Annotated in this window: 20 protein-coding genes, 1 other RNA gene and 1 riboswitch; of the genes, 10 read left to right on the top strand and 11 right to left on the bottom strand. The window is 47.2% G+C overall.

Going from position 1 to position 22,188, the window contains the following annotated elements; translation table 11 throughout:
* Positions 1-137 precede the first annotated feature (137 nt).
* Complete coding sequence (gene fadR / locus RS889_RS11690) at positions 138-857, top strand: fatty acid metabolism transcriptional regulator FadR (protein ID WP_021015921.1); 720 nt, start codon at positions 138-140, stop codon at positions 855-857.
* Between the two features lie 82 nt (positions 858-939).
* On the opposite strand, the gene RS889_RS11685 is transcribed toward fadR, so the two are convergent.
* The gene (locus RS889_RS11685) at positions 940-2,475 is read right to left on the bottom strand and encodes a SpoVR family protein (protein WP_315707387.1); all 1,536 of its coding nucleotides are present in this window, start codon (positions 2,473-2,475) and stop codon (positions 940-942) included.
* Between the two features lie 287 nt (positions 2,476-2,762).
* On the opposite strand from RS889_RS11685, the gene RS889_RS11680 reads away from it, so the two are divergent.
* Positions 2,763-4,013: a D-amino acid dehydrogenase gene (locus tag RS889_RS11680; protein ID WP_315707386.1), complete on the top strand. Its 1,251-nt coding sequence runs from the start codon at positions 2,763-2,765 to the stop codon at positions 4,011-4,013.
* Between the two features lie 162 nt (positions 4,014-4,175).
* On the opposite strand, the gene RS889_RS11675 is transcribed toward RS889_RS11680, so the two are convergent.
* Both RS889_RS11675 and RS889_RS11670 read right to left on the bottom strand, forming a co-directional pair.
* Positions 4,176-5,450 carry a YeaH/YhbH family protein gene (locus RS889_RS11675; RefSeq protein ID WP_315707385.1) on the bottom strand — a complete coding sequence of 425 codons (1,275 nt, stop codon included), beginning with the start codon at positions 5,448-5,450 and terminating at the stop codon, positions 4,176-4,178.
* Between the two features lie 37 nt (positions 5,451-5,487).
* Entirely contained in the window at positions 5,488-7,422 is a 1,935-nt protein-coding gene (locus tag RS889_RS11670) for a PrkA family serine protein kinase (RefSeq protein WP_021015925.1), read from the bottom strand.
* 469 nt (positions 7,423-7,891) lie between these two features.
* On the opposite strand from RS889_RS11670, the gene RS889_RS11665 reads away from it, so the two are divergent.
* On the top strand, positions 7,892-8,641 hold the full coding sequence (locus RS889_RS11665) for a MipA/OmpV family protein (protein ID WP_315707384.1): 750 nt from the start codon (positions 7,892-7,894) through the stop codon (positions 8,639-8,641).
* A gap of 117 nt (positions 8,642-8,758) precedes the next feature.
* On the top strand, positions 8,759-9,613 hold the full coding sequence (locus RS889_RS11660) for an aldo/keto reductase (RefSeq protein WP_315710864.1): 855 nt from the start codon (positions 8,759-8,761) through the stop codon (positions 9,611-9,613).
* Positions 9,614-9,660: 47 nt separating this feature from the next.
* Here RS889_RS11660 and RS889_RS11655 read toward each other — a convergent pair whose 3' ends face one another.
* The 3 genes from RS889_RS11655 to gapA form a co-directional block, all read right to left on the bottom strand.
* Positions 9,661-10,530 carry a D-hexose-6-phosphate mutarotase gene (locus tag RS889_RS11655; RefSeq protein WP_021015928.1) on the bottom strand — a complete coding sequence of 290 codons (870 nt, stop codon included), beginning with the start codon at positions 10,528-10,530 and terminating at the stop codon, positions 9,661-9,663.
* 143 nt (positions 10,531-10,673) lie between these two features.
* Positions 10,674-11,132 carry an IS200/IS605 family transposase gene (tnpA, locus tag RS889_RS11650; RefSeq protein ID WP_315711024.1) on the bottom strand — a complete coding sequence of 153 codons (459 nt, stop codon included), beginning with the start codon at positions 11,130-11,132 and terminating at the stop codon, positions 10,674-10,676.
* A 192-nt stretch (positions 11,133-11,324) separates the two neighbouring features.
* Positions 11,325-12,320: a glyceraldehyde-3-phosphate dehydrogenase gene (gapA, locus tag RS889_RS11645; protein WP_021015929.1), complete on the bottom strand. Its 996-nt coding sequence runs from the start codon at positions 12,318-12,320 to the stop codon at positions 11,325-11,327.
* 349 nt (positions 12,321-12,669) lie between these two features.
* Here gapA and msrB point away from each other — a divergent pair, with 349 nt between their 5' ends.
* The gene (msrB, locus tag RS889_RS11640; protein WP_315710862.1) at positions 12,670-13,086 is read left to right on the top strand and encodes a peptide-methionine (R)-S-oxide reductase MsrB; all 417 of its coding nucleotides are present in this window, start codon (positions 12,670-12,672) and stop codon (positions 13,084-13,086) included.
* A 63-nt stretch (positions 13,087-13,149) separates the two neighbouring features.
* Complete coding sequence (locus tag RS889_RS11635; RefSeq protein ID WP_315710861.1) at positions 13,150-13,425, top strand: YeaC family protein; 276 nt, start codon at positions 13,150-13,152, stop codon at positions 13,423-13,425.
* Between the two features lie 78 nt (positions 13,426-13,503).
* Here the strand turns inward: RS889_RS11635 and pncA are convergent, their stop codons facing one another.
* The 3 genes from pncA to sppA form a co-directional block, all read right to left on the bottom strand.
* A complete protein-coding gene (gene pncA / locus RS889_RS11630; protein ID WP_315710860.1) occupies positions 13,504-14,142 on the bottom strand; it encodes a bifunctional nicotinamidase/pyrazinamidase in 639 nt (212 codons plus the stop codon).
* Positions 14,143-14,153: 11 nt separating this feature from the next.
* On the bottom strand, positions 14,154-15,173 hold the full coding sequence (ansA, locus tag RS889_RS11625; protein WP_315710859.1) for an asparaginase: 1,020 nt from the start codon (positions 15,171-15,173) through the stop codon (positions 14,154-14,156).
* Between the two features lie 86 nt (positions 15,174-15,259).
* Positions 15,260-17,110, bottom strand: coding sequence for a signal peptide peptidase SppA (gene sppA / locus RS889_RS11620; protein WP_315710858.1), 1,851 nt, complete (start codon positions 17,108-17,110; stop codon positions 15,260-15,262).
* Positions 17,111-17,292: 182 nt separating this feature from the next.
* Here sppA and RS889_RS11615 point away from each other — a divergent pair, with 182 nt between their 5' ends.
* From RS889_RS11615 to RS889_RS11605, 3 genes are all read left to right on the top strand, one after another.
* Positions 17,293-17,844, top strand: a complete 552-nt coding sequence (locus RS889_RS11615; protein WP_315710856.1) for an NAD(P)H nitroreductase — start codon at positions 17,293-17,295, stop codon at positions 17,842-17,844.
* A gap of 73 nt (positions 17,845-17,917) precedes the next feature.
* Positions 17,918-19,840: a DNA topoisomerase III gene (locus RS889_RS11610; RefSeq protein WP_021015936.1), complete on the top strand. Its 1,923-nt coding sequence runs from the start codon at positions 17,918-17,920 to the stop codon at positions 19,838-19,840.
* The gene (locus RS889_RS11605; protein ID WP_315710855.1) at positions 19,837-20,139 is read left to right on the top strand and encodes a DUF1496 domain-containing protein; all 303 of its coding nucleotides are present in this window, start codon (positions 19,837-19,839) and stop codon (positions 20,137-20,139) included. Before RS889_RS11610 ends, RS889_RS11605 begins: the two co-directional genes overlap by 4 nt.
* 39 nt (positions 20,140-20,178) lie before the next feature.
* On the opposite strand, the gene xthA is transcribed toward RS889_RS11605, so the two are convergent.
* The gene (gene xthA / locus RS889_RS11600) at positions 20,179-20,985 is read right to left on the bottom strand and encodes an exodeoxyribonuclease III (protein ID WP_021015938.1); all 807 of its coding nucleotides are present in this window, start codon (positions 20,983-20,985) and stop codon (positions 20,179-20,181) included.
* A gap of 233 nt (positions 20,986-21,218) precedes the next feature.
* A riboswitch (glycine riboswitch) is annotated at positions 21,219-21,315 on the top strand.
* Positions 21,316-21,336: 21 nt separating this feature from the next.
* Between xthA and RS889_RS11595 the strand changes: the two genes are divergently transcribed.
* Entirely contained in the window at positions 21,337-21,957 is a 621-nt protein-coding gene (locus RS889_RS11595) for a trimeric intracellular cation channel family protein (protein WP_021015940.1), read from the top strand.
* 66 nt (positions 21,958-22,023) lie between these two features.
* Here the strand turns inward: RS889_RS11595 and RS889_RS11590 are convergent.
* Positions 22,024-22,152: non-coding RNA, RtT sRNA (locus RS889_RS11590), on the bottom strand.
* Positions 22,153-22,188: the final 36 nt, after the last annotated feature.

Genomic DNA, 22,188 nt, shown 5'->3' with positions numbered 1-22,188 from the left:
TTTGAATGGAATTGTCTTTAATCACAGTTTTTATGTCGAATTTGTCTTTTAAAGTCCTGTATGCTATGTGCTGAAGAGTTCGTTTGGTATGATGATGTTGACTTTCATTGGTAAACATCGCTACGGAATATAAACTTATGGTTATAAAGGCGCAAAGTCCGGCGGGATTCGCGGAAGAGTATATTATTGAAAGTATATGGAATAATCGATTTCCTCCTGGGTCCATTCTGCCGGCAGAAAGGGAGCTTTCCGAACTGATTGGCGTGACACGTACTACGCTGCGTGAAGTATTGCAGCGGTTGTCGCGTGATGGCTGGTTAACAATTCGGCACGGTAAGCCAACAAAAATCAATAACTTTTGGGAAACGTCAGGTCTCAATATTCTTGAAACACTGGCTCGACTGGATCACGACAGCGTTCCACAATTGATCGACAATCTGTTAGCTGTTCGTACCAATATCGCCGGCATTTTTATTCGCACGGCACTGAGGATTAATCCAGCGCAAGCTCAGGAAGTTCTTAAGCCAGTTGAATCAGTAAATGATAGCGCTGATGCTGTCGCTGAACTGGATTACAATATTTTCCGTGGGCTGGCATTTGCTTCCGGCAATCCGATATATGGGCTAATTCTGAATGGATTAAAAGGGATGTATTTACGCGTTGGGCGTTACTATTTCTCTAACCCGGATGCGCGTAAGCTGGCGTTGGCATTCTATCGTCGGTTGGATGCCATGTGCCATGATGGGCTTTATGAGCAAGTATTAGAGACAGTTCGTCATTATGGCAAGGAAAGCAGTGTGATTTGGCACAGTATGCAGAGTGCCATCCCACACGATCTGGCGGAAGGTCATCGATAGTCGTCAGAAGGCAATAATAACGGGGAATCTGCACTGCAGACTCCCCGTTTATCGTTGTGTACGTTAATATAACGCAAACTAGCTATAGCGAATTATTCCGAGGCGGACAGCGTTCTAACAGTTCGATATTGCCATCCTCGTTCATTTGCTCCATATAAACGTCAAACCCCCACAGTCGGTATATGTGTTTCATCACTTCATGCGCGCTTTTATCCAGTGGAGCCCGGTTCTGTGGAACGTAGCGCAGTGTCAATGAACGGTTGCCTCGTAAATCCACATTCCAAATCTGAATATTAGGTTCTATATTACTCAGATTGTATTGGGCAGAAAGTTCCTGCCGAATTTTGTGATAGCCTTTTTCATCATGGATTGCCGCAATTTCGAGGTAATTGTTGTTGTCGTCATCCAATACGGTAAACAGACGGAAATCACGCATTATCTTGGGTGACAGGAACTGACTGATGAAACTTTCATCCTTAAAATTCTGCATGGCGAAGTGCAGAGTATCTAACCAGTCCTTGCCGGCAGTATCCGGGAACCAATAACGATCTTCATCCGTCGGATTCTGGCAGATGCGTTTGATATCCTGGAACATGGCAAAACCCAATGCATACGGATTAATACCATTGTAGTAAGGGCTATTGTAAGGCGGCTGGTAAATGACATTAGTATGGCTGTGCAGAAATTCCATCATAAAACGATCAGATACCCGCCCCTCATCATAGAGGTGATTAAGGATGGTGTAGTGCCAGAATGTGGCCCAACCTTCATTCATAACCTGTGTTTGTTTTTGCGGATAATAGTACTGGCTTATTTTCCGCACGATACGAAGTATTTCACGCTGCCATGGTTCAAGTAACGGCGCATTTTTCTCCATAAAGTAAAGCAGATTTTCCTGAGGTTCGGATGGGAAACGACGTGATTTTTCTGGTGAGATTTCCTGCTCTTTGCGTGGAAGCGTCTTCCACAAATCATTGACCTGACTTTGCAGGTAAGCTTCACGGCTTTTTTGACGTGACTTTTCCTCTTCCAGTGAGATCTTTTGTGGACGTTTGTAGCGGTCAACACCGTAGCTCATCAATGCATGGCAAGAATCTAATAGCCGTTCGACTTCATCAACACCATAACGCTCTTCACACTGTGCAATATACTGACGGGCAAATATTAAGTAATCAATGATTGAACTGGCATCGGTCCAACTACGAAACAGATAATTTCCTTTGAAGAAAGAATTGTGTCCATAACAGGCATGGGCTATTACCAACGCTTGCATTGTCATGGTATTTTCTTCCATCAGGTAGGCGATGCAAGGATCAGAGTTGATAACGATTTCATACGCTAGCCCTTGCTGACCATGCTTGTAGCGCTGTTCTGTTTCAATAAATTTCTTACCAAATGACCAGTGTGCATAATTGATGGGCATCCCAATACTGGAATAGGCGTCCATCATTTGTTCGGAGGTGATTACTTCAATTTGGTGGGGATAGGTATCCAACCGGTACAGTTTGGCTACCCGATCTATCTCATCCAGATAGATTTGCAATAAATCGAACGTCCAGTCAGGTCCATCATTCAGACGTTGTGGGTTTTGTATCCGATCATCAATCGTTATAGCCATCAGTGCGCCCCTCACAATTGCTGTCATCACATTATCGTGCCGACATAACTAAATCGTAGTTCAATCTGGGAAAAATGATGGTAAATCGGTAGCTTGGCAGAAAAAGCAAGTTAGGATCGATACTCAATCATACGTCCAGTCTACTGCCTCTCATAATAGATAAAAACTATATCTGCAATTGATGACAATTATTATCTAAATGCTAAAGTAGTCTTTTATTCCAGTATTAGAGCCTTTATTCAGCAGATTTCGCGGCAAAAAAGCAAAGGGTGGGGAGATAAGTAACGATGAAGGTGGTTATTTTAGGGAGTGGTGTTGTTGGTGTCAGTTCGGCCTGGTATCTAACACAGGCAGGGCACGAGGTCACTGTTGTTGACCGGCAACCAGAACCAGCACAGGAAACCAGTGCCGGTAACGCCGGACAGATTTCTCCCGGTTACTCTGCCCCCTGGGCTGCGCCGGGTATACCGATTAAAGCGATAAAATGGTTGTTTCAACGCCATGCACCATTGGCTATTCGTCCCGATTTTTCGACAGAACAATTGCGTTGGATGTGGCAAATGTTGCTCAACTGTGACACTTCGCATTACAAGATTAATAAGGCTCGGATGGTCCGACTGGCGGAATACAGTCGTGATTGCCTGCAGGTATTACGTGAAAAAACAGCTATTCATTATGAAGGCCGGCAGGGCGGGACATTGCAGTTGTTTCGTACCCAGCAGCAATATGAGAACGCTTACCGTGATATCGCGGTGTTGCAGGATGCAGGCGTTCCCTATCAATTGCTGGAGACATCCGAACTGATAACAGTAGAGCCTGCTTTGGCCGGTGTCAGTCACCGTCTGACCGGGGGATTGCGCTTGCCTCATGACGAAACCGGTGACTGCCAGCTGTTTACCAAACAATTGGCGCAGATGGCGGCGGGGGCAGGCGTAACGTTTCGTTTCGGTCATACTGTCCAGTACCTGGAGGTAGCGGGGCAGCGGGTTACCGGTGTGCAATGCGATGGCGAAAAAATCACTGCTGATGCTTATGTCGTGGCATGTGGTTCTTATTCTGCCAATTTACTGCAGCAGTGGTTCAAAATTCCGGTCTATCCTTTGAAAGGTTACTCTTTGACTATTCCGTTAACGGATGAAGCGAGTGCTCCGGTTTCTACTGTACTGGATGAAACCTATAAAGTCGCGATTACCCGTTTTGATCAACGTATTCGTGTCGGGGGTATGGCAGAGATCTCTGGGTTTGATCTTTCGCTGAATCCTAAACGGCGTGAAACGCTGGAGATGGTGGTCCGCGATCTATACCCTCATTGCGGATCGATAGAGCAGGCAACGTTTTGGACTGGTCTGCGACCGATGACTCCAGATGGTACTCCGCTGGTTGGACGTTCGCCGCTGCAAAATCTGTATCTAAATACGGGTCACGGTACATTGGGATGGACCATGGCCTGTGGCTCAGGGCAGCTCTTGGCGGATATTATCTCTGAAAAAACGCCGGATATTGAATCAGATGACCTATCATTTTCCCGTTATGCCTAATCTTCCCATGTTGCGCTGACCGGCGATTTTATGCGCTACCTGCAATAGGCTAAAGACGTATTGAAAGATAAAACACAAGTCGCTTGGTTAAAGAATGATTAAACTGAGATGAATAATTGAGAGATGGTCAGCCAGCACGATCCAATGCTGGCTGATAACTGATTATTTTTCAACTGTTTGTTTATGGAACAATTCCCGGAACACTGGGTAGATATCAGCCTGATCGCGGATATGTTGCATGGCAAAGTTATCGAATTTATCCCGCAGCAGTTCATATTCTCGCCACAAGGTTTGATGAGAACGGCGAGTAATCTCTATATAGCTGTAGTACCGTACTATTGGCAGCAGATGGGTAGCCAACAGATCATGGCATAGTGGTGAGTCATCAGCCCAATTGTCGCCATCTGAAGCTTGTGCTGCATAAATGTTCCACTGTGCAGGGTCGTAACGTTCTTTTACCACTTCCTCCATCAATTTCAGGGCGCTGGAGACAATTGTGCCCCCGGTTTCCTGTGAGTAGAAAAATTCCTGCTCGTCGACCTCTTTGGCCTGAGTATGGTGGCGAATATATATCACCTCAACATTTTTATAGGTTCTGCTGAGGAACAGGTACAGCAGAATATAAAAGCGCTTGGCGATATCTTTTGTTGCCTGGTCCATTGACCCTGACACATCCATCAGACAGAACATGACGGCCTGGCTCGAAGGTTCGGGTCGTCGCTCATAGTTTTTGTAACGTAGATCAAAGCTGTCAATAAATGGCACTCTGTCAATACGTTTACGTAGTTCGGCAATTTCCTTACGCAGGCGTTCTTCTTCCAATAATTGCACTGGCTCGGTATTTTCCAGTAACGCGAGGTCTTCTTCCCGTTGATGCAGTTCACGGCGTTTCCCAGCAGTCATTGCCATTCGACGGGCGAGGGAGTTTTGCAGTGAACGCACCACGCTGATATTGGCAGGAACCCCATTGGCGGTGTAGCCTGCCCGATGTGTTTTATATTCAGTCAACTGTTGGTGCTGGTTTTTTTTCAAGTTTGGTAGAGCCAGATCCTCAAACAACAGGTCAAGATATTCATCTTTTGAAATCTGAAAGACAAATTCATCTTGTCCTTCACCGTCCTGGCTGGCGTCCCCCTGACCAGAACCGCTGCCACCTCCGCTCGGCGGCCGCTCGATCTTGTCATTCTCGACAAAGTGGTCATTGCCTGGATGGACACGATGGCGCACGCCCCCCTGGCCTTGATGGAACGTCGGCTCGCTGATATCTGCATTAGGAATCGAGATGGATTCCCCGTTATCTATATCGGTTACCGAACGCTTGTTGATGGCCTCGGAAATCGACTGTTTTATTTGCGACTTGTAACGGCGTAAAAAGCGCTGGCGGTTAACCGCGCTTTTGTTTTTTCCGTTTAGCCGTCGATCAATGAAATAGGCCATGATTCCCCCAAACGATGTTGCCTGGCGATATGCTGCATCAAGACGACTTCCTCACACGCAGATACCATTCGCACAACAAGCGAACCTGTTTCCGGGTGTAGCCTTTTTCCATCATGCGGTCAACGAAGTCATCATGTTTTTTCTGTTCGTCTGTCGAGGTTTTGGTATTAAACGAAATGACCGGCAACAACTCTTCCGTGTTGGAGAACATTTTTTTCTCAATGACGGTGCGCAATTTCTCATAGCTGGTCCAGTTTGGATTATGCCCATTGTTGTTGGCTCGGGCACGCAGCACAAAATTGACAATTTCGTTACGAAAATCTTTTGGATTGCTGATACCAGCCGGTTTTTCGATTTTTTCCAGCTCGGCGTTAAGCGATTCACGATCAAACAATTGTCCGGTATCTGGATCTCGGTATTCTTGATCCTGAATCCAGAAGTCGGCGTAGGTGACATAGCGATCGAAAATGTTTTGTCCATATTCCGAGTAGGATTCGAGATAGGCGGTCTGAATTTCTTTGCCAATAAATTCCGCATATTTTGGAATCAGATAGCCTTTCAGATACTCCAGATATTTTTCCGCTATATCTTGTGGGAATTGTTCACGCTCAATCTGTTGCTCTAACACATAAAACAGATGTACTGGATTTGCTGCCACTTCACCGTGATCGAAGTTAAATACTCGAGAAAGAATTTTGAAGGCGAAGCGGGTGGAAAGGCCAGTCATTCCCTCGTCCACACCGGCATAGTCACGGTATTCCTGATACGATTTTGATTTCGGGTCAGTATCTTTCAGACTTTCACCATCATAGACCCGCATTTTTGAATAAAGGCTGGAATTTTCCGGGTCTTTAAGTCGCGACAATATGGAGAAACGAGCCAGCATTTCCAGCGTGCCAGGTGCACAAGGAGAGTCTGATAATTCACTGTTTTTCAGTAACTTATCGTAAATCTTGACCTCTTCAGACACTCTCAGACAATAAGGAACTTTCACGATATAAACACGGTCAAGAAAGGCCTCATTGTTTTTATTATTACGGAATTGTACCCATTCGGATTCGTTGGAGTGGGCCAGAATAATACCGTTGAATGGCAGGGCCGCGATGCCTTCCGTACCGTTATAGTTGCCTTCCTGAGTCGCAGTCAACAATGGATGCAGCACTTTAATCGGTGCTTTGAACATTTCCACGAACTCCATTATGCCTTGGTTGGCACGGCACAATGCACCGGAATACCCGTAGGCATCGGGATCGTTTTGGGCATAATGTTCCAGTTTACGGATGTCTACTTTGCCGACCAGTGCTGAAATATCTTGATTGTTTTCATCGCCAGGTTCGGTTTTGGCAATAGCCAGTTGGCCCAGAATTGACGGCCAGACCTTAACAACACGGAATTTGGTAACGTCTCCGCCAAACTCCTGTAGGCGTTTAGCTGCCCATGGGGACATGATTGTGCCGAGATAACGACGGGGAATGTTGTACTCTTTTTCCAGAATAGAGGCGTCTTCCTGTGGATTAAACAGACTTAGCGGATGATCGTTAACCGGACTCCGTTCGCCATTGGCGCTGAGCACATAAATTGGCACTCGCTGCATCAGTACTTTTAGGCGTTCCGCCAAGGATGATTTACCCCCACCAACCGGACCCAGCAAATAGAGAATCTGTTTTTTCTCTTCCAAACCCTGTGAGGCATGTCTGAGATAAGACACGATCTGTTCAATCGCTTCCTCCATGCCATAGAATTCTTCAAACGCAGGATATCGGGCAATCACCCGGTTAGAAAATAAGCGGGACAGACGCGATTCCTGTGCGGTGTCCACCATTACTGGATCGCCAATGGCCATTAATAACCGTTCGGCAGCATTTGCATACGCACTGCGATCCTGCTGACAGATGGCAAGAAATTCCTGCAGAGTGAACTCTTCATCTTTGGCAGCGTCGTAGCGCTGACGGTAGTGATCAAATATGTTCATAGCGATGCCCGTCCTTCGTCGATTAACACAGAGTAAGAGAGCGAATGGAATGCATGTGGCCTATATAATGGTTGGCTCTCCCAAAAGAAGAAACTCTCTCTGAGTACAGCAACCCTTATGCCAACTTGTGGTGCAGAGTGCTGTGATAATAAATTTACAGCATGAACTCAAGGAAAATTTCTCCTTCTGTTTAAAGCGTAGTTTGCATCCGTGAAATTTCCTCTATTCCCCCAACATTTTTTAAGATATTTCAATGACTCACTTCAGTAGCATTACATATAATATCATTTGCCATAGCTAACATGTGCATTCGAATTGTTATCGTTTTTAACAGATAAAGTGGTTACTATGTATCGGCCTCCAATCTGGTTGGACAAGTAACTGCTAGAAGTGGTTGACCGGGTAACTGCCAGAAATGATAACGACTCAATCTTAATACGATGCAAATCTGAACAGGAAACAGATAACTGTGAAAAAATGTCAACTATCACTTTTAACGGTATTGGTTACCGGAACGTTAGTTGCATCCTCTGCTTATGCGGGCGAATTCGCATTAGGGGGAGGGATTATCGGGGAAAACTCGATATATAAGGGAGACGATACTCATGTAGATCCCCTTCCATTTTTTTCTTATGAGAGTGAAAATTTTTATTTTCATGGCTTGGGAGGGGGATATTACCTATGGAATGATGAGCGGAACAAACTTTCGCTAACTGCCAGTTATTTTCCCTTTGGTTTCAAGCCCAGCGATAGTAGTGATGCCCAAGTACAGAAGTTAGATAGACGCCGTAGTACGTTGATGGCCGGTATTGCATATATGCATGATGAAGATTGGGGGACAATACGCACGTCATTGGTAGGGGATACGTTGGATAACAGTAATGGTCTTACCGGGGATCTCGCCTATTTGTATCGTTTTAACATGGACGACTGGAGCATAACACCTAGTGTCGGGGTAACTTGGGACAGCAAGAATCAGAACCGCTATTATTATGGTGTTTCTGATAGTGAATCCGCACGTTCGGGCTTGAGTAGCTATAACCCGAATGACAGTTGGTCTCCTTATGTGGAACTGCTAGCAAACTACAAAATCAGTCAAAAATGGAACGCGTGGGTAACCAGCCGTTACACTCATCTGGCTGATGAGGTAAAAAATAGCCCGATAGTAGATAAAAACTACAGTCTGCTGTTTGGTGCAGGGGTTAGTTATACTTTCTGAGTCGTTCTGCTCACCTATTGTGCGCTTGTTGCACAGTAATGGGGCGCTGTTACTCTATTTGCATACTTTCAGTGCGTGAAGTTTAGTGTTGCCCACGTAGAAAGAGGCCCGACAATTATGGCAGTAAAAACGGTAACATTTCCTGATGGTTCGAGTGTGCCGGCTATCGGTCAGGGAACCTGGTATATGGGAGAAAACCCGCAGCAAAAAGCTGAAGAGGTCAGGGCGCTGCGAGTTGGAATAGAACAGGGATTACGACTGATTGATACTGCTGAAATGTATGCAGAGGGCGGGGCCGAAGACGTCGTAGGCGAAGCGATTCGAGGGCGTCGCGACCAGGTGTATCTGGTTTCCAAGGTTTATCCGCATAATGCGGGAGGTGAGAAAGCCATAGCGGCTTGTGAACGTAGTCTGAAGCGCTTACAGACGGAATATATTGATCTCTACCTGCTGCATTGGCGAGGCGATATTCCTCTGGTGGATACGATTGCTGCCATGGAGCAATTGCAGCAGGCCGGGAAAATTGGCCGTTGGGGTGTATCCAATCTGGATGTGGATGATATGCAGGAATTGTGGTCGTTGAATGGCGGTGAACAGTGCATGACCGACCAAGTTCTTTATCATCTGGCTTCGCGTGGTATTGAGTATGATTTATTACCGTGGTGTCAACAACGACATGTTCCGGTCATGGCGTATTGCCCGTTGGCACAGGCTGGAAAGTTGAAATGTGATTTATTGAAAGCGCCAGCAGTGATGACGGTTGCGCGGCGACATGGGCTTTCGGCAGCACAAGTACTATTGGCTTGGGTGATTCGCCAGCATGGAGTAATCGCCATTCCTAAAGCCAGCTCAGAAGTACATGTAAAAGAAAACGCAAAGGTACTGTTGGTAACATTGAGCACGGAAGATATTGCCTTGTTGGACAAGGCTTTCCCTGCACTATCACACAAGCAAATGCTGGACGTGGTGTAACCGAGAAATATGGCTGGTATCTGCCAGCCATAGACGTAATACGTAGGCTACTTTTTGATCTTAATGGTCGTCGATAACCTGGCTGGCGTATGTGTCGTCGCGGTAAACGGCTGGTTGATGCGTGCAGTTTCCACACAGACAAATGTTTTATAACCGTCATCCGTCATATCCGCGATAGTGTGGGACAATTCTGCACCTGGGTTCCATGACACAACATCACTGTGATGAGTGTGGTGTATCTCAATAGTGCGATGCAATTCAGGATCGTGAATTTTACTGATTGCTTGTGGCTGGGTATAAATGCGATCGGTGCGATCGGTGAAGCGCAAATCGCCCTGCTGAGTTGCTATCTTCCCTTGATTAACCTTATCAATGAACGTCTCGCCCAGACCGCTAATACTGATCTGCTTGATGTCACCAATCTGGAAGTAAGCATGTAACGCGCTGGTAATGCTGTAATCACCATGTGATTCCAATTCAATGTGACACTCTTTCCCTAAATTGAAACGTGCAATGAGCGTGAATTCATGCGGCCATTGTTCGCGTGTTTTGGCATTATCACGCAGAGTGAATGCCAGGTGAACACCTTTCTCATCTTCACTGTGAGATGTGAACTCCCACGGCAGCAGACGAGCAAAGCCATGATTCGGTTCTGATACTGGACCAAACCAGGGGAAACAGATTGGTATGCCGCCGCGGATGGCAACATTCTCTGTAAACGGTGTATTGTCGCTCAGCCACAATACCGGGTGCTCTCCTTGCGGTTGCCAGCTTATCAGGTGTGCACCCTGTAGTGTAATGGCAGCACGAACTTGCGGATGTTCCACCACGATCACCGGTAGGTGATCTAACTGACGTTGACTGATTGTAGGTGTGATTTGTTGAAGGATGGGGAGAGAGAAAACTTTATCGTTCATGATATTGCCCGTTTGTTGTTTGTTACTAACCAGCAAATAAATATCCTCCGGCATAGCCGGAGGTTTTTCATATGCGCCTATAAGGCTCTGTTACCAGCCGCGCCCTAACAGGCGCATCGCGATCTGACATTTGCATCTATGGATTACTTACGGCCCGTAAGCGGGCTACCCGGATATGGGATCGAGAGTTGCTCACCCAACTTATCTTGCTCCAATTGGTGCTTTATGTATTCTTGTATCTTCGATGTATTCTTTCCCACCGTATCTACATAATACCCTCGACACCAGAATTCTCGATTTCGGTATTTAAACTTCAAATCGCCAAATTGCTCATAAACCATCAGGCTACTCTTACCCTTCAGGTATCCCATAAAACTCGACACACTCATCTTCGGCGGGATCTCCAGAAGCATATGGATGTGATCCACACAACATTCTGCCTCCACGAGGTTCACGTTTTTCCATTCACACAACTTTCTTAATATGCCGCCAATTGCCCTACGCTTTTCTCCATAGAACACCTGCCTTCGGTACTTCGGCGCAAAAACGATGTGATATTTACAGTTCCATCGGGTGTGCGCTAAGCTCTTTTCGTCCCCCATGGGACCCCCTTTCAATTTTTTGTTTAACTTTTGCAGTTGCCAGACCGCAAGGTGTTTTAACAAATCGAAAGGGGTTTTTATAACCGACTTATAGCTGAAAGCTTTACGGAACCCCCAGCCTAGCTGGGGGTTTTCTATAGACAATAAAAAGGGCGACACGGTGTCGCCCTTTTTCATCTATCGATCACCCGGTTATTTAGAGATATGGGAGATCAGATCCAGAACTTTATTGGAGTAGCCAGTTTCATTATCGTACCAGGAAATCAGCTTCACAAAAGTGTCACTCAAAGCAATACCAGCTTTGGCATCGAACACAGATGTCAGTTTTTCACCGTTAAAGTCGGTAGAAACCACGTCATCTTCCGTGTAGCCCATAACGCCTTTCAGTTCGCCTTCAGAAGCTGCCTTGATAGCCGCACAGATTTCTTTGTAAGAAGCCGGTTTTGCCAGACGGGCAGTAAGGTCAACCACAGATACGTTCGGGGTCGGTACACGGAACGCCATACCCGTCAGTTTGCCATTCAGTTCAGGAATGACCTTACCTACAGCTTTGGCTGCACCGGTAGACGATGGAATGATGTTCTGAGACGCGCCACGGCCACCACGCCAGTCTTTGTGAGACGGGCCATCAACTGTTTTCTGAGTAGCGGTAGTTGAATGAACAGTGGTCATCAATGCTTCAACGATACCGAAATTGTCATTGATAACTTTTGCCAACGGAGCCAAGCAGTTAGTCGTGCAAGATGCGTTGGAAACGATGTCCTGTCCAGCATAAGATTTGTGGTTTACACCCATTACAAACATCGGGGTAGCATCTTTGGAAGGACCGGTCAAAACGACTTTCTTGGCTCCAGCCTGAATGTGTTTACGAGCAGTTTCGTCGGTCAGGAAGATACCGGTTGCTTCAGCAACGACATCAACGCCAACTTCGCCCCATTTCAGGTTAGCCGGATCTCTTTCAGCGGTAACACGGATAGTTTTGCCGTTAACTACCAAATGGCCGTCTTTCACTTCAACGGTGCCGTTAAAACGACCGTGAGTGGAGTCATACTTCAGCATGTAAGCCATATAGTCTGCATCTAACAGATCGTTGATAGCAACGATTTCGATGTCAGAACGTTCTTGTGCAGCGCGGAAAACAATACGGCCGATGCGGCCAAATCCGTTGATACCTACTTTAATAGTCATATATTCCACCAGCTATGGGTTAGTGAATAAAGGTTGGTTGTAAAATTACAAAAACCTTACTGAGCGTCAAGCGGAATCGTGTCAATAGTTGCTATAAGTCAAAACTCTGAACAATCTTTGCACGATAAAACAGCGATCAGTGTAACTAGATCATATGCCTCAATGATATGAGGAATACCTCATCAATAGAACACCTATCACAAACATAATTGAGACGGAGATCACAATTAAAATTATGCCCTGCTATTGGGTCATAGTGTAGGCCAAAATGGCCTACTCAGGTGTTAATTTTTTGTTAGAATTAAAAACCACATCGGTAGATAATGCTTTAAGTCTCTGTGAGAAAGCCATGACAAAAGATACATCTTCTCAACCTGCGCTGGAGCGTCTGACTGAAATGCAGCGTTATGTCACACAACAGCGGGGCACCGAACCGGCATATTCAGGCAAGTTTCTTCATAACAAGCAAACTGGCGTTTATCACTGCTTGTGTTGCCAGCAGCCGTTGTTCTACTCTGACCGGAAATATGATTCTGGCTGTGGTTGGCCGAGTTTCGATCAACCGGTATCCATCGACGCGATTCGTTATCTGGATGATTATTCACACAATATGCGACGGATCGAAATCCGATGTGGTCATTGTGATGCCCATTTAGGTCATGTGTTCCCTGATGGTCCCCCGGAGACGACCGGTGAGCGTTACTGTGTGAACTCCACGTCACTCAGTTTCACTGATACGGACGATGGAGAAAAAATAGACGGATAATGGGTTTCATAATCTAATGACTTGAAACGTTTCAGCAAAACGTGTTGGATGGCAGGAAGACAGATGCAACTTGATGACTTGATCAATACTATGACCCCGGAAATTTATCAGCGACTGGTAACGGCTGTCGAATTAGGTAAATGGCCGGATGGTGTGTCACTGACTGCGGAACAGAAAGAAAATTCGTTGCAAATAGTGATGCTGTGGCAGTCCCAGCATAATATTGATGCGGAACACATGAGCATTAATACACAAGGTGAAATTGAAATAAAAAGTAAGCAAGCACTGAAACAGCAATTTCAGGAAGCACCAATAATTACACTGAAACCACAGGATTAGGCAACTGAAAGCATCCTGATTTTAAGTAACCCGTCGTAATTGATGTTACTACGGGTTATTCCGATCGGCTCACACACTTTATGAAAGAGAGTCGATAAACGTCGGCAAGTCTATCAATGTGGCACCATGATGCGCCATGTTTTGAAGCGCCAGTTGGCTGTCTTGCGGCTGTAGATTGACGCCCCGGCATCCTTCGACCAATACTTCCGTTTGATATCCCAAGGACAGAGCGTCCAGCACGGTATAGTTAACGCAGTAGTCTGTCGCCAGTCCCATAACGGTGAGTCGGTTAATACTGTGTGCCTTCAGCCAATCGTCCAGGCAGGTTTTAGCTCGATGCCCGTTATCAAAAAAGGCGCTATAACTGTCGATATTGCTTTGCGTACCTTTACGTACAACCCAGTTTATGGCTTGGCGATTGAGATCAGCATGAAAATCGGCGCCGGTCTGTTCTTGTACGCAATGAACCGGCCACCAAACCTGTGGCAAACCGTCTAATTCACCTATTTCCCCCACCACTGAGCCAGAATTGATAGCAAAGCTACTATGATTCGCCGGATGCCAATCTTGACTGGCGATAACTGTAACAGTAGCTGCCTGGCAAGCTTCAATGGCTCGATTGGCTACTGAAATAACCTGGCCACCGTCAGTTATCGGCAATGCGCCGCCTGGACAGAAATCATTCTGCAAATCGATCAGTAATAACGCTCTGTTCATAACTGTTCCTCTTAATCTTTGTCGCTCAGCTCACCGCGTAGATTTTGCTGCATCAGACGGCGGACATCGACTGGCGAGAGATCATCACGACTGAGTAAATAATGTAGCTTTGTAAGTGCGGCTTCAACCGTCATATCGAAACCACTGATGACACCGGCTTGCGCTAGTGCGTTACCGGTAGCGTATCCTTCCATATTGACTCGTCCTGAAATGCACTGTGTCAGATTAACGACCACAATGCCTCGCTCTGACGCCTGGCGAAGTTCATTAAGCAGTCCGGAACTTTGTGGGGCATTACCGACACCATAAGATCGCAATATCAGTGCCTTGACGGGCTGGCGCAAAAAGTTGCTGACGACATCGGCGGAAATACCGGGATAAATAGTGATAACGCCAATGGGTTGCGGCGTAATGTTATGGACGATCAGCGCACCGGAGGCTGGTGTTTGTGGTAGTGGCGCTAATCGACGGATATGGATACCGGCTTCCAGCAACGGAGGGTAGTTGGGGGATGCAAACGCATCAAAACCGTCAGCATGAGCTTTAGTGGTTCGGTTTCCACGCAGCAGTTTGTTGTTAAAAAACAGACTGACTTCATTCACTGGATGATTGGCGGCTACATACAACGCATTCAGCAGATTAGTCTGGCCATCCGAGCGCAGTTCAGCCAATGGAATTTGTGACCCTGTCACTATTACCGGTTTGGCAAGATTCTCCAACATGAAGGAGAGTGCGGATGCCGTAAATGCCATGGTGTCTGTGCCATGCAAAATGACAAAACCATCATAATCATCATAGTGTTGCTGAATATCATTGGCGATAGATTGCCAGTCCGCCGGTGTCATGTCCGAAGAGTCGATTAACGGCGTGTATTCGTGAATGGTGAAAGACGGCATTTCCAGTCGATGAAATTCCGGCATGTTGGCTACCTGCTGCTGCAGATGACCGGAGACGGGAATATAGCCGTTTTCTGAGCGTTGCATACCAATGGTACCGCCGGTATAGGCAACATAAATGGATTTTTTTTGCATGGATATCATTACAAGAGATAAAACGCTGGACGATAAATGTAACCAGCAGGAAAACAGCCCGGCGTCTTACCGGGCTGTCAGTATGTTTAGCGGATATCTCCACAGGTGAGACAGAGCGCATACCGATTTTGTGGATCGTTCATCTTATTCAGGATAGACGGTTGTGAACGAATGGTTTCCGCCAATTGCGCTACTGGTGCGGGTAGCATGGCCTGTAACGCTGAAGGCAGCATGGCATAAACGGAACCTCTCACCTGATTAAACATGACATCGAACAGGCTTGGCTGTTCCATAAACCAGCTTAGTTGGTAGTGATTGAGTTTTGCCAGCTCAGCGGCTTTCTTCACTGCGTCGTCAAAATCGCCTAATTGATCCACCAGGCCGTTGGCTTTGGCATCGCTACCCACCCAAACGTGCCCTTGAGCGATTTCATCAATTTGCTCAGTCGATTTCTTCCGTGATTTAGCAACCAGTGACACGAAGTTTTTATAACCACGCTCAATATTTAGTTGCATAAGTTGACTAAATACTGGGGGTAATGACTTGGTTACAGCCAGATCGGCTAATGGTGATGTGGCTACACCGTCAGTATGAACACCAATGCTATCCAGGGAGTTTTCAAAGGTATTGATCACACCAAAAATACCGATAGAACCGGTTAGTGTACTGGGGCTGGCAATAATGTAATTGGCGGGAGTTGATATCCAGTAACCACCGGAAGCCGCCATTCCGCCCATAGAAACGACAACCGGTTTTCCAGCCAGACGAACTGCCTCCAGTTCGGAACGGATTCGTTCGGAGGCATTAACGCTACCACCTGGACTGTTAACCCGTAAAATAACCGCTTTGACTTTAGGGTTGAGCCGGGCCTCACGAATTTGCTCGGCAGTGGTATCACCACCAACATAACCTGGGGTTTCCGACCCATCGACGATCATTCCATCGGCAAAGATCACCGCAATTTTGTTGGCGTCCGGTGTCGGTTTAGTCGGTGTATAGTCGTAGATACTGGTGAAATTGAAATTTCTGTCTTTCGCATCCCAGCCGAACGCTTTTATCAATGACTGTTCGATTATCGTGTGTGAGGCCACTTCATCGACCAGCTTATTTTCCAGCGCGTAGCGCGCCGTATCGCCGTCAACTGCACGTAATCCCGCCAGAATCCCTTCAGCTCCTGGGAAAAGTTGTTGCGGTGTAATTTGACGGTTGGCTGCAACAGTATCCAGATAATGCTGCCACAGGATGTTGATCCAACGGCTGTCTGCTTCGCGAGCCGCTGAAGACATATTGTCACGGATGAATGGCTCAACCGCTGATTTATAGGTGCCGACCCGGAAGACGTGGGTTGTTACCTTCAATTTATCCAACAGCGTTTTGTAATAGAGATTGTTGGTCGCAAGACCATGCAGATCGACATTGCCCTGCGGAGTCAGGTAAATCTTGTTCGCGTAGCTAGCCAGGTAATACTGTATCTGGTTGTAATTATCACCGACCGCGTAGATGGGTTTCCCACTATCACGGAATTCGCGCAGCGCTTTACCAATATATTGCAGGGAAGGCTGGTCAGCACCGGTTAAATCCGTCAGGTCCATGACTATCCCGGTGATATTACTATCGTTTTTAGCCTGGCGGATACTGTCAACAATATCAAACAGGGAATTTTCCTGGTGCCGGCTGGCGGAAACTCCCAAAAACTCACGGCCAAACTGACGCAGTTTGTTGTTGACTGAGGGTTTGTCTACCACGACACCGGTTAAATCAAGCAACAGTGCGCCACGGGAAGGTTCTTCCTGAGGGGCTCTGATTTGGTTATAAATCCCGACACCTAATAAAATCAATAGGATAAGAAAAATATTGAGTATAAATTCACGGATAAGATTGAGTAGACCCCAGATCCACTTAACTAACCCACTAAAAATTCGCCACATCGTGCGCATGATAACTCCGAAAACGGAAGAAACAGTTTAGTATCCTAATGAGCCGATAGAAAAAAGTCAGCTTTTATCATGTCCGAAATATGCGGTCAGGTGGCTAACTTGTAACAAAACTTCTACCTGTGATAACGTGGCGCGCATATTTGTCTTATCACTGGCACTCGATGTAATACAGGAGAAGTGTGATGGATGCTCTTGAATTATTACTAAATCGTCGTTCGGCATCTCGATTGATTACCCCTGCACCATCCGGCGATGCGCTTGATAATATCATTCATGCCGGGATGCGGGCTCCCGACCATGGCGCGCTGCAACCCTGGCGCTTTTTTATTATTCAGGATGAGGGGCTGTCCCGTTTTAGTGCTGTACTGATGCAGGCTGCACAGCAGGATAGACTGGATGAAGCGGTTATAGAAAAAGCCCGTCAGTCTCCGTTTCGGGCGCCGATGATCATTGCCGTGATTGCGCACTGTGAAGAAAACCCCAAAGTTCCTCAGTGGGAGCAAGTGGTTTCGGCTGGTTGCGCCGTTCATGCCATGCAAATGGCCGCGCAAGCCCAGGGGTTTAATGGCATTTGGCGCAGTGGTGCCTGGACTCATCACAATCTGGTACGTGAGGCATTTGGTTGTCGACCGCAGGATGAGATTGTCGGTTTCCTTTACCTTGGTACACCTCAACTCAAAGCCTCCCTAACGGTAACGCCACTCGACACGAAAAAGTTTGTTAATTATTTCTGATGATTATCAACGCCATCTTCATTCCTTTATGAAGATGGCTTACAAGAAATGACTGTCTGTATTGCGGTGAAAAATGCGACTGTTTATTGCCGAAAAGCCCAGCCTTGCTCGTGCGATTGCTGATGTTCTACCCAAGCCACATCGGCGCGGTGATGGCTATATCGCCTGTGGTGAGCACGATGTTGTTACCTGGTGTATCGGGCATTTGCTGGAACAGGCACAGCCGGATGCCTATGACAGCCGCTATACGCGCTGGACATTGGCTGACCTGCCGATTATTCCGCAAAAATGGCTGTTACAGCCGCGTCCGTCGGTCAGCAAGCAGTTAAATGCCATTAAACGGCTGTTGGCGCAGGCGGATGAAATTATTCATGCTGGCGACCCGGATCGTGAAGGGCAGTTGCTGGTGGATGAAGTGTTGGAATATCTTTCACTTTCGGATGAAAAGCGACAGCATGTACATCGTTGTCTGATTAACGATCTTAACCCACAAGCCGTGGAGCGTGCAGTTTCCCGGATGCGTGAAAACCGGGAGTTTATCCCATTATGTGTGTCCGCACTGGCTCGTTCGCGTGCTGACTGGTTATATGGCATCAATATGACCCGGGCATATACATTGTTGGGAAGAAACGCCGGTTATAGCGGTGTGTTGTCTGTTGGCCGCGTCCAGACGCCGGTTCTTGGACTGGTGGTCCGGCGCGATGAAGAGATTGAGCATTTCGTACCCAAAGATTATTTTGAAGTAAAAGCCCATATTCTGACACCTGCTGGCGAACGCTTTATCGCACTGTGGCAACCCAGTGAGTCCTGTGAGCCTTATCAGGATGAAGAGGGCCGTTTGTTACATCGATCGTTGGCCGAACATGTGGTCAAACGTATCGAAGGGCAGCCAGCCACTGTTACGAGCTATAGTGATAAACGGGAATCAGAAACGGCGCCGTTGCCATACTCCCTGTCTGTGTTGCAGATTGAAGCGGCCAAACGTTTTGGGCTTAGTGCCCAGCAAGTGCTGGATATTTGCCAGCGTCTATACGAAACCCATAAGTTGATCACTTACCCTCGATCTGATAGCCGTTATTTACCGGAAGAGCATTTTGCCGGACGTCATGCGGTACTCAAGGCGATTGGCACGCATCAGCCAGATTTGTTGCCTCAGCCGGCAGTAGATAGTGAACGACGCAATCGCTGTTGGAACGACAGTAAAGTCGATGCGCATCATGCCATCGTCCCAACAGCACGCAGTACCCGCACGGTGCTGACTGATAATGAAAGCAAAGTCTATGGTCTTATCGCCCGACAATATCTGATGCAGTTTTGCGCGGATGCTGTATTCCGCAAGTGTGTTATCGAGCTGGATATTGCCGGGGGAAAGTTTGTGGCTAAAGCGCGTTTTTTGGCGGAAGCGGGCTGGCGAACCTTGTTGGGAGGCAAAGAACGGGATGAAGAGAATGAAGGAATGCCGTTGCCTGTTGTCGCCAAAGACGATGAATTACTTTGCGAACGAGGAGAGGTCGTGGCGCGGGAGACGCAACCACCACGTCATTTCACTGATGCGACGTTGCTTTCAGCCATGACCGGGATTGCCCGGTTTGTACAAGATAAAATGCTGAAGAAGATCCTGCGTGCTACCGATGGGTTAGGGACGGAAGCCACGCGAGCGGGGATTATTGAGTTACTGTTCAAACGGGCCTTCCTAATCAAAAAAGGGCGTTATATTCACGCCAGTGAAACCGGCAGGGCTCTGATTCATTCATTACCACCCAGCGCGGCACATCCGGACATGACAGCGCATTGGGAGGCGACGTTGACACAAATCAGCGAAAAGCACTGCCGCTATCAGGATTTCATGCAACCGTTGACTCAGTCGCTATATGAGTTGATTCAGCAGGCAAAACAGAGCGGTAATATTACTGCGTTTAAAGGATTGCCACCTGCACAGGTGAGCGGGAAAAAACGGCGGAAGCCACAGTCTAAAGCAAAGGAACAACATCCATGAGACGGTTTATTTTTCTGTTCGTTGTCGGTGCAGCTGCGATGCTGCCTTCATTGGTTCAGGCCAATCAGACGGGCCAAACGAATACTGACATTGTGGTACCCGTGCCTCCACAAGTGGTCTGGGGAAACGGGAATAATACATCACGTGAAGTGCCCACCAACTGCATGAGTTGCTGCATTTATCAGAATAAAAGCTATTCAGAAGGTGCGGTATTGAAAACGGAAGGCGTTTTGCTGCAATGCGTGAGGGACAAACAGTCATTGGGTACCAATAACCTGATATGGCAGATAGTCAAATAAGCAATGGCCTTAACACAAAATGCGCAGGCCATTATTGGTTTAAAGTGAAAATTCCGCCCATATTGGTGCGTGATCGGATGGTTTATCCATTGCCCGGATGACATAGTCAATACCGGTTCCGGTGCAGCAGTCCGCCAACGGTTGACTTGCCAATATCAAGTCAATACGCAGTCCGCGGTTAGTGTCGAAGCCGCTGGAACGATAATCAAACCATGAAAATTGATTATTTGACTCTGGGTTAGCGGCCCGAAATGTATCAACTAGCCCCCAATTCTGTAAACGAGCCATCCATTCACGCTCTTCTGGCAGAAATGAACATTTGCCTGTCCGCAGCCAGCGTTTGCGGTTTTCTTCACCAATACCGATATCCAGATCGCTTGGACTGATATTCATGTCCCCCATGATAATCAGCGGCTGATCGGCTTTATGATGCTGTTCAACATATTCTTGCAAATCTTGATAAAAGCGGGTTTTGGCCGGGAATTTCACTGGATGAACACGGCTTTCACCTTGAGGAAAATAACCATTGATAACGGTGAGTTTGCCGCGGGATGTTGCAATATCAGCCATGATGATACGCCGCTGCGCGTCATCTTCATCAGTGGGGAATCCGCGTCTTACGTCCAGTGGCTTATTTTTGGTCAATAGCGCTACGCCATAGTGCCCTTTCTGACCATGGTAAAAAACATGGTAGCCATACTGGCTAACGTCTTCCAGTGGAAACATGTCGTCATGAACTTTGGTTTCCTGTAAGCCAATAACGTCAGGTTGATGCTGTTCGATGAGTGCAGCCAGCTGATGTGGTCTGGCACGCAGTCCATTGATATTAAAAGAAACAAACTTCATGTTCGCTGCCATTGTTAAAGAATGTGCACTGATGTTAGCAGAAACCGGTACACAGAGTCACGACACAGGATGTGAAGGCGTATTTTTTGTAATAAGAATCACTGATGGTTGGTTGAACACCTTTATCGGAGCCCGTATACTCCGCGACTCGCAGGAGAGAGGGCACTAAATTTAGTACCCCGCCGAAGGCGCAAACTCCCATAATCGCTCAGGCTGCCATACTGCGAATTCCATTGATGCCAACTGGAGAGAGATTGCTCAGGTAATCCACCGAAGGGGCAAGCAGCGTTGGCTGCTAAACTCTCAGGTAAACAGGACAGAGGGAGGGGCGCATTTCACAGGGGTTCTTGTGTGTTGACCTACATCTATCTGATTGCCATCACTGCGGAAAGTATGTCGGGGGCGCTGGCCGCCGGACGTCGTAATATGGATATCTTTGGCGTTTCTCTTATCGCCTTCATCACTGCGTTAGGCGGCGGCACCGTGCGGGATATCCTGCTGGGAAACTACCCCATCGGTTGGACACAACATCCGGCTTATATTTACCTCACCATCGGGGCTGGTTTGTTCACTATTATTATTGCCCGGGTTATGCATCATCTACAGCAACTGTTTTTGGTACTGGATGCCATGGGGTTGATCGCTTTTACCATCATCGGTTGTAATGTTGCTCTGGGGCTAGGGTACTCGGTGACTGTCGTGGTGATGGCCGGGATTACCACTGGTATATTCGGTGGCATTCTGCGGGATATCTTCTGTAACCGAACGCCGCTGGTATTGCGCAAAGAACTGTATGCCAGTGTATCGCTACTGGTTGCCCTGATTTATTTGGGATTGGGGAAACTGTCTTTCAATCATGACGTCAACCAATTAATCTCATTTGTTATCGGTTTGGTTGTGCGATTGGCCGCTATCCGCTGGTCCTGGAAATTGCCGGTATTCTCCTATATACCGGGGCGCTGGAAAGAGTAGCGCTGGCAAGCGTTGGGAACATTCTGAATTGTCTCTACAGGGGGGAATGCTGGAGTATATCTGAGATGGTAGTGGGGGAAGGATTACGCGTCGCTGCGCTCCTTGCCCTGCGGGCCAATGCATAGGCATTGTTCAAAACCTACGGTTTTGTCGAACCTTGGCGAAGGTTCTTCACCTTCCCCTTCACTCAGGAACATTCTGAATTGTCTCTACAGGGGAGAGTGCTGGAGT

Origin of the sequence: Brenneria uluponensis, from assembly GCF_032395385.1 — a bacterium.
GTDB classification, from domain to species: Bacteria; Pseudomonadota; Gammaproteobacteria; order Enterobacterales; family Enterobacteriaceae; genus Prodigiosinella; species Prodigiosinella aquatilis.
This window is presented reverse-complemented; position numbering and strand designations above follow the sequence as displayed.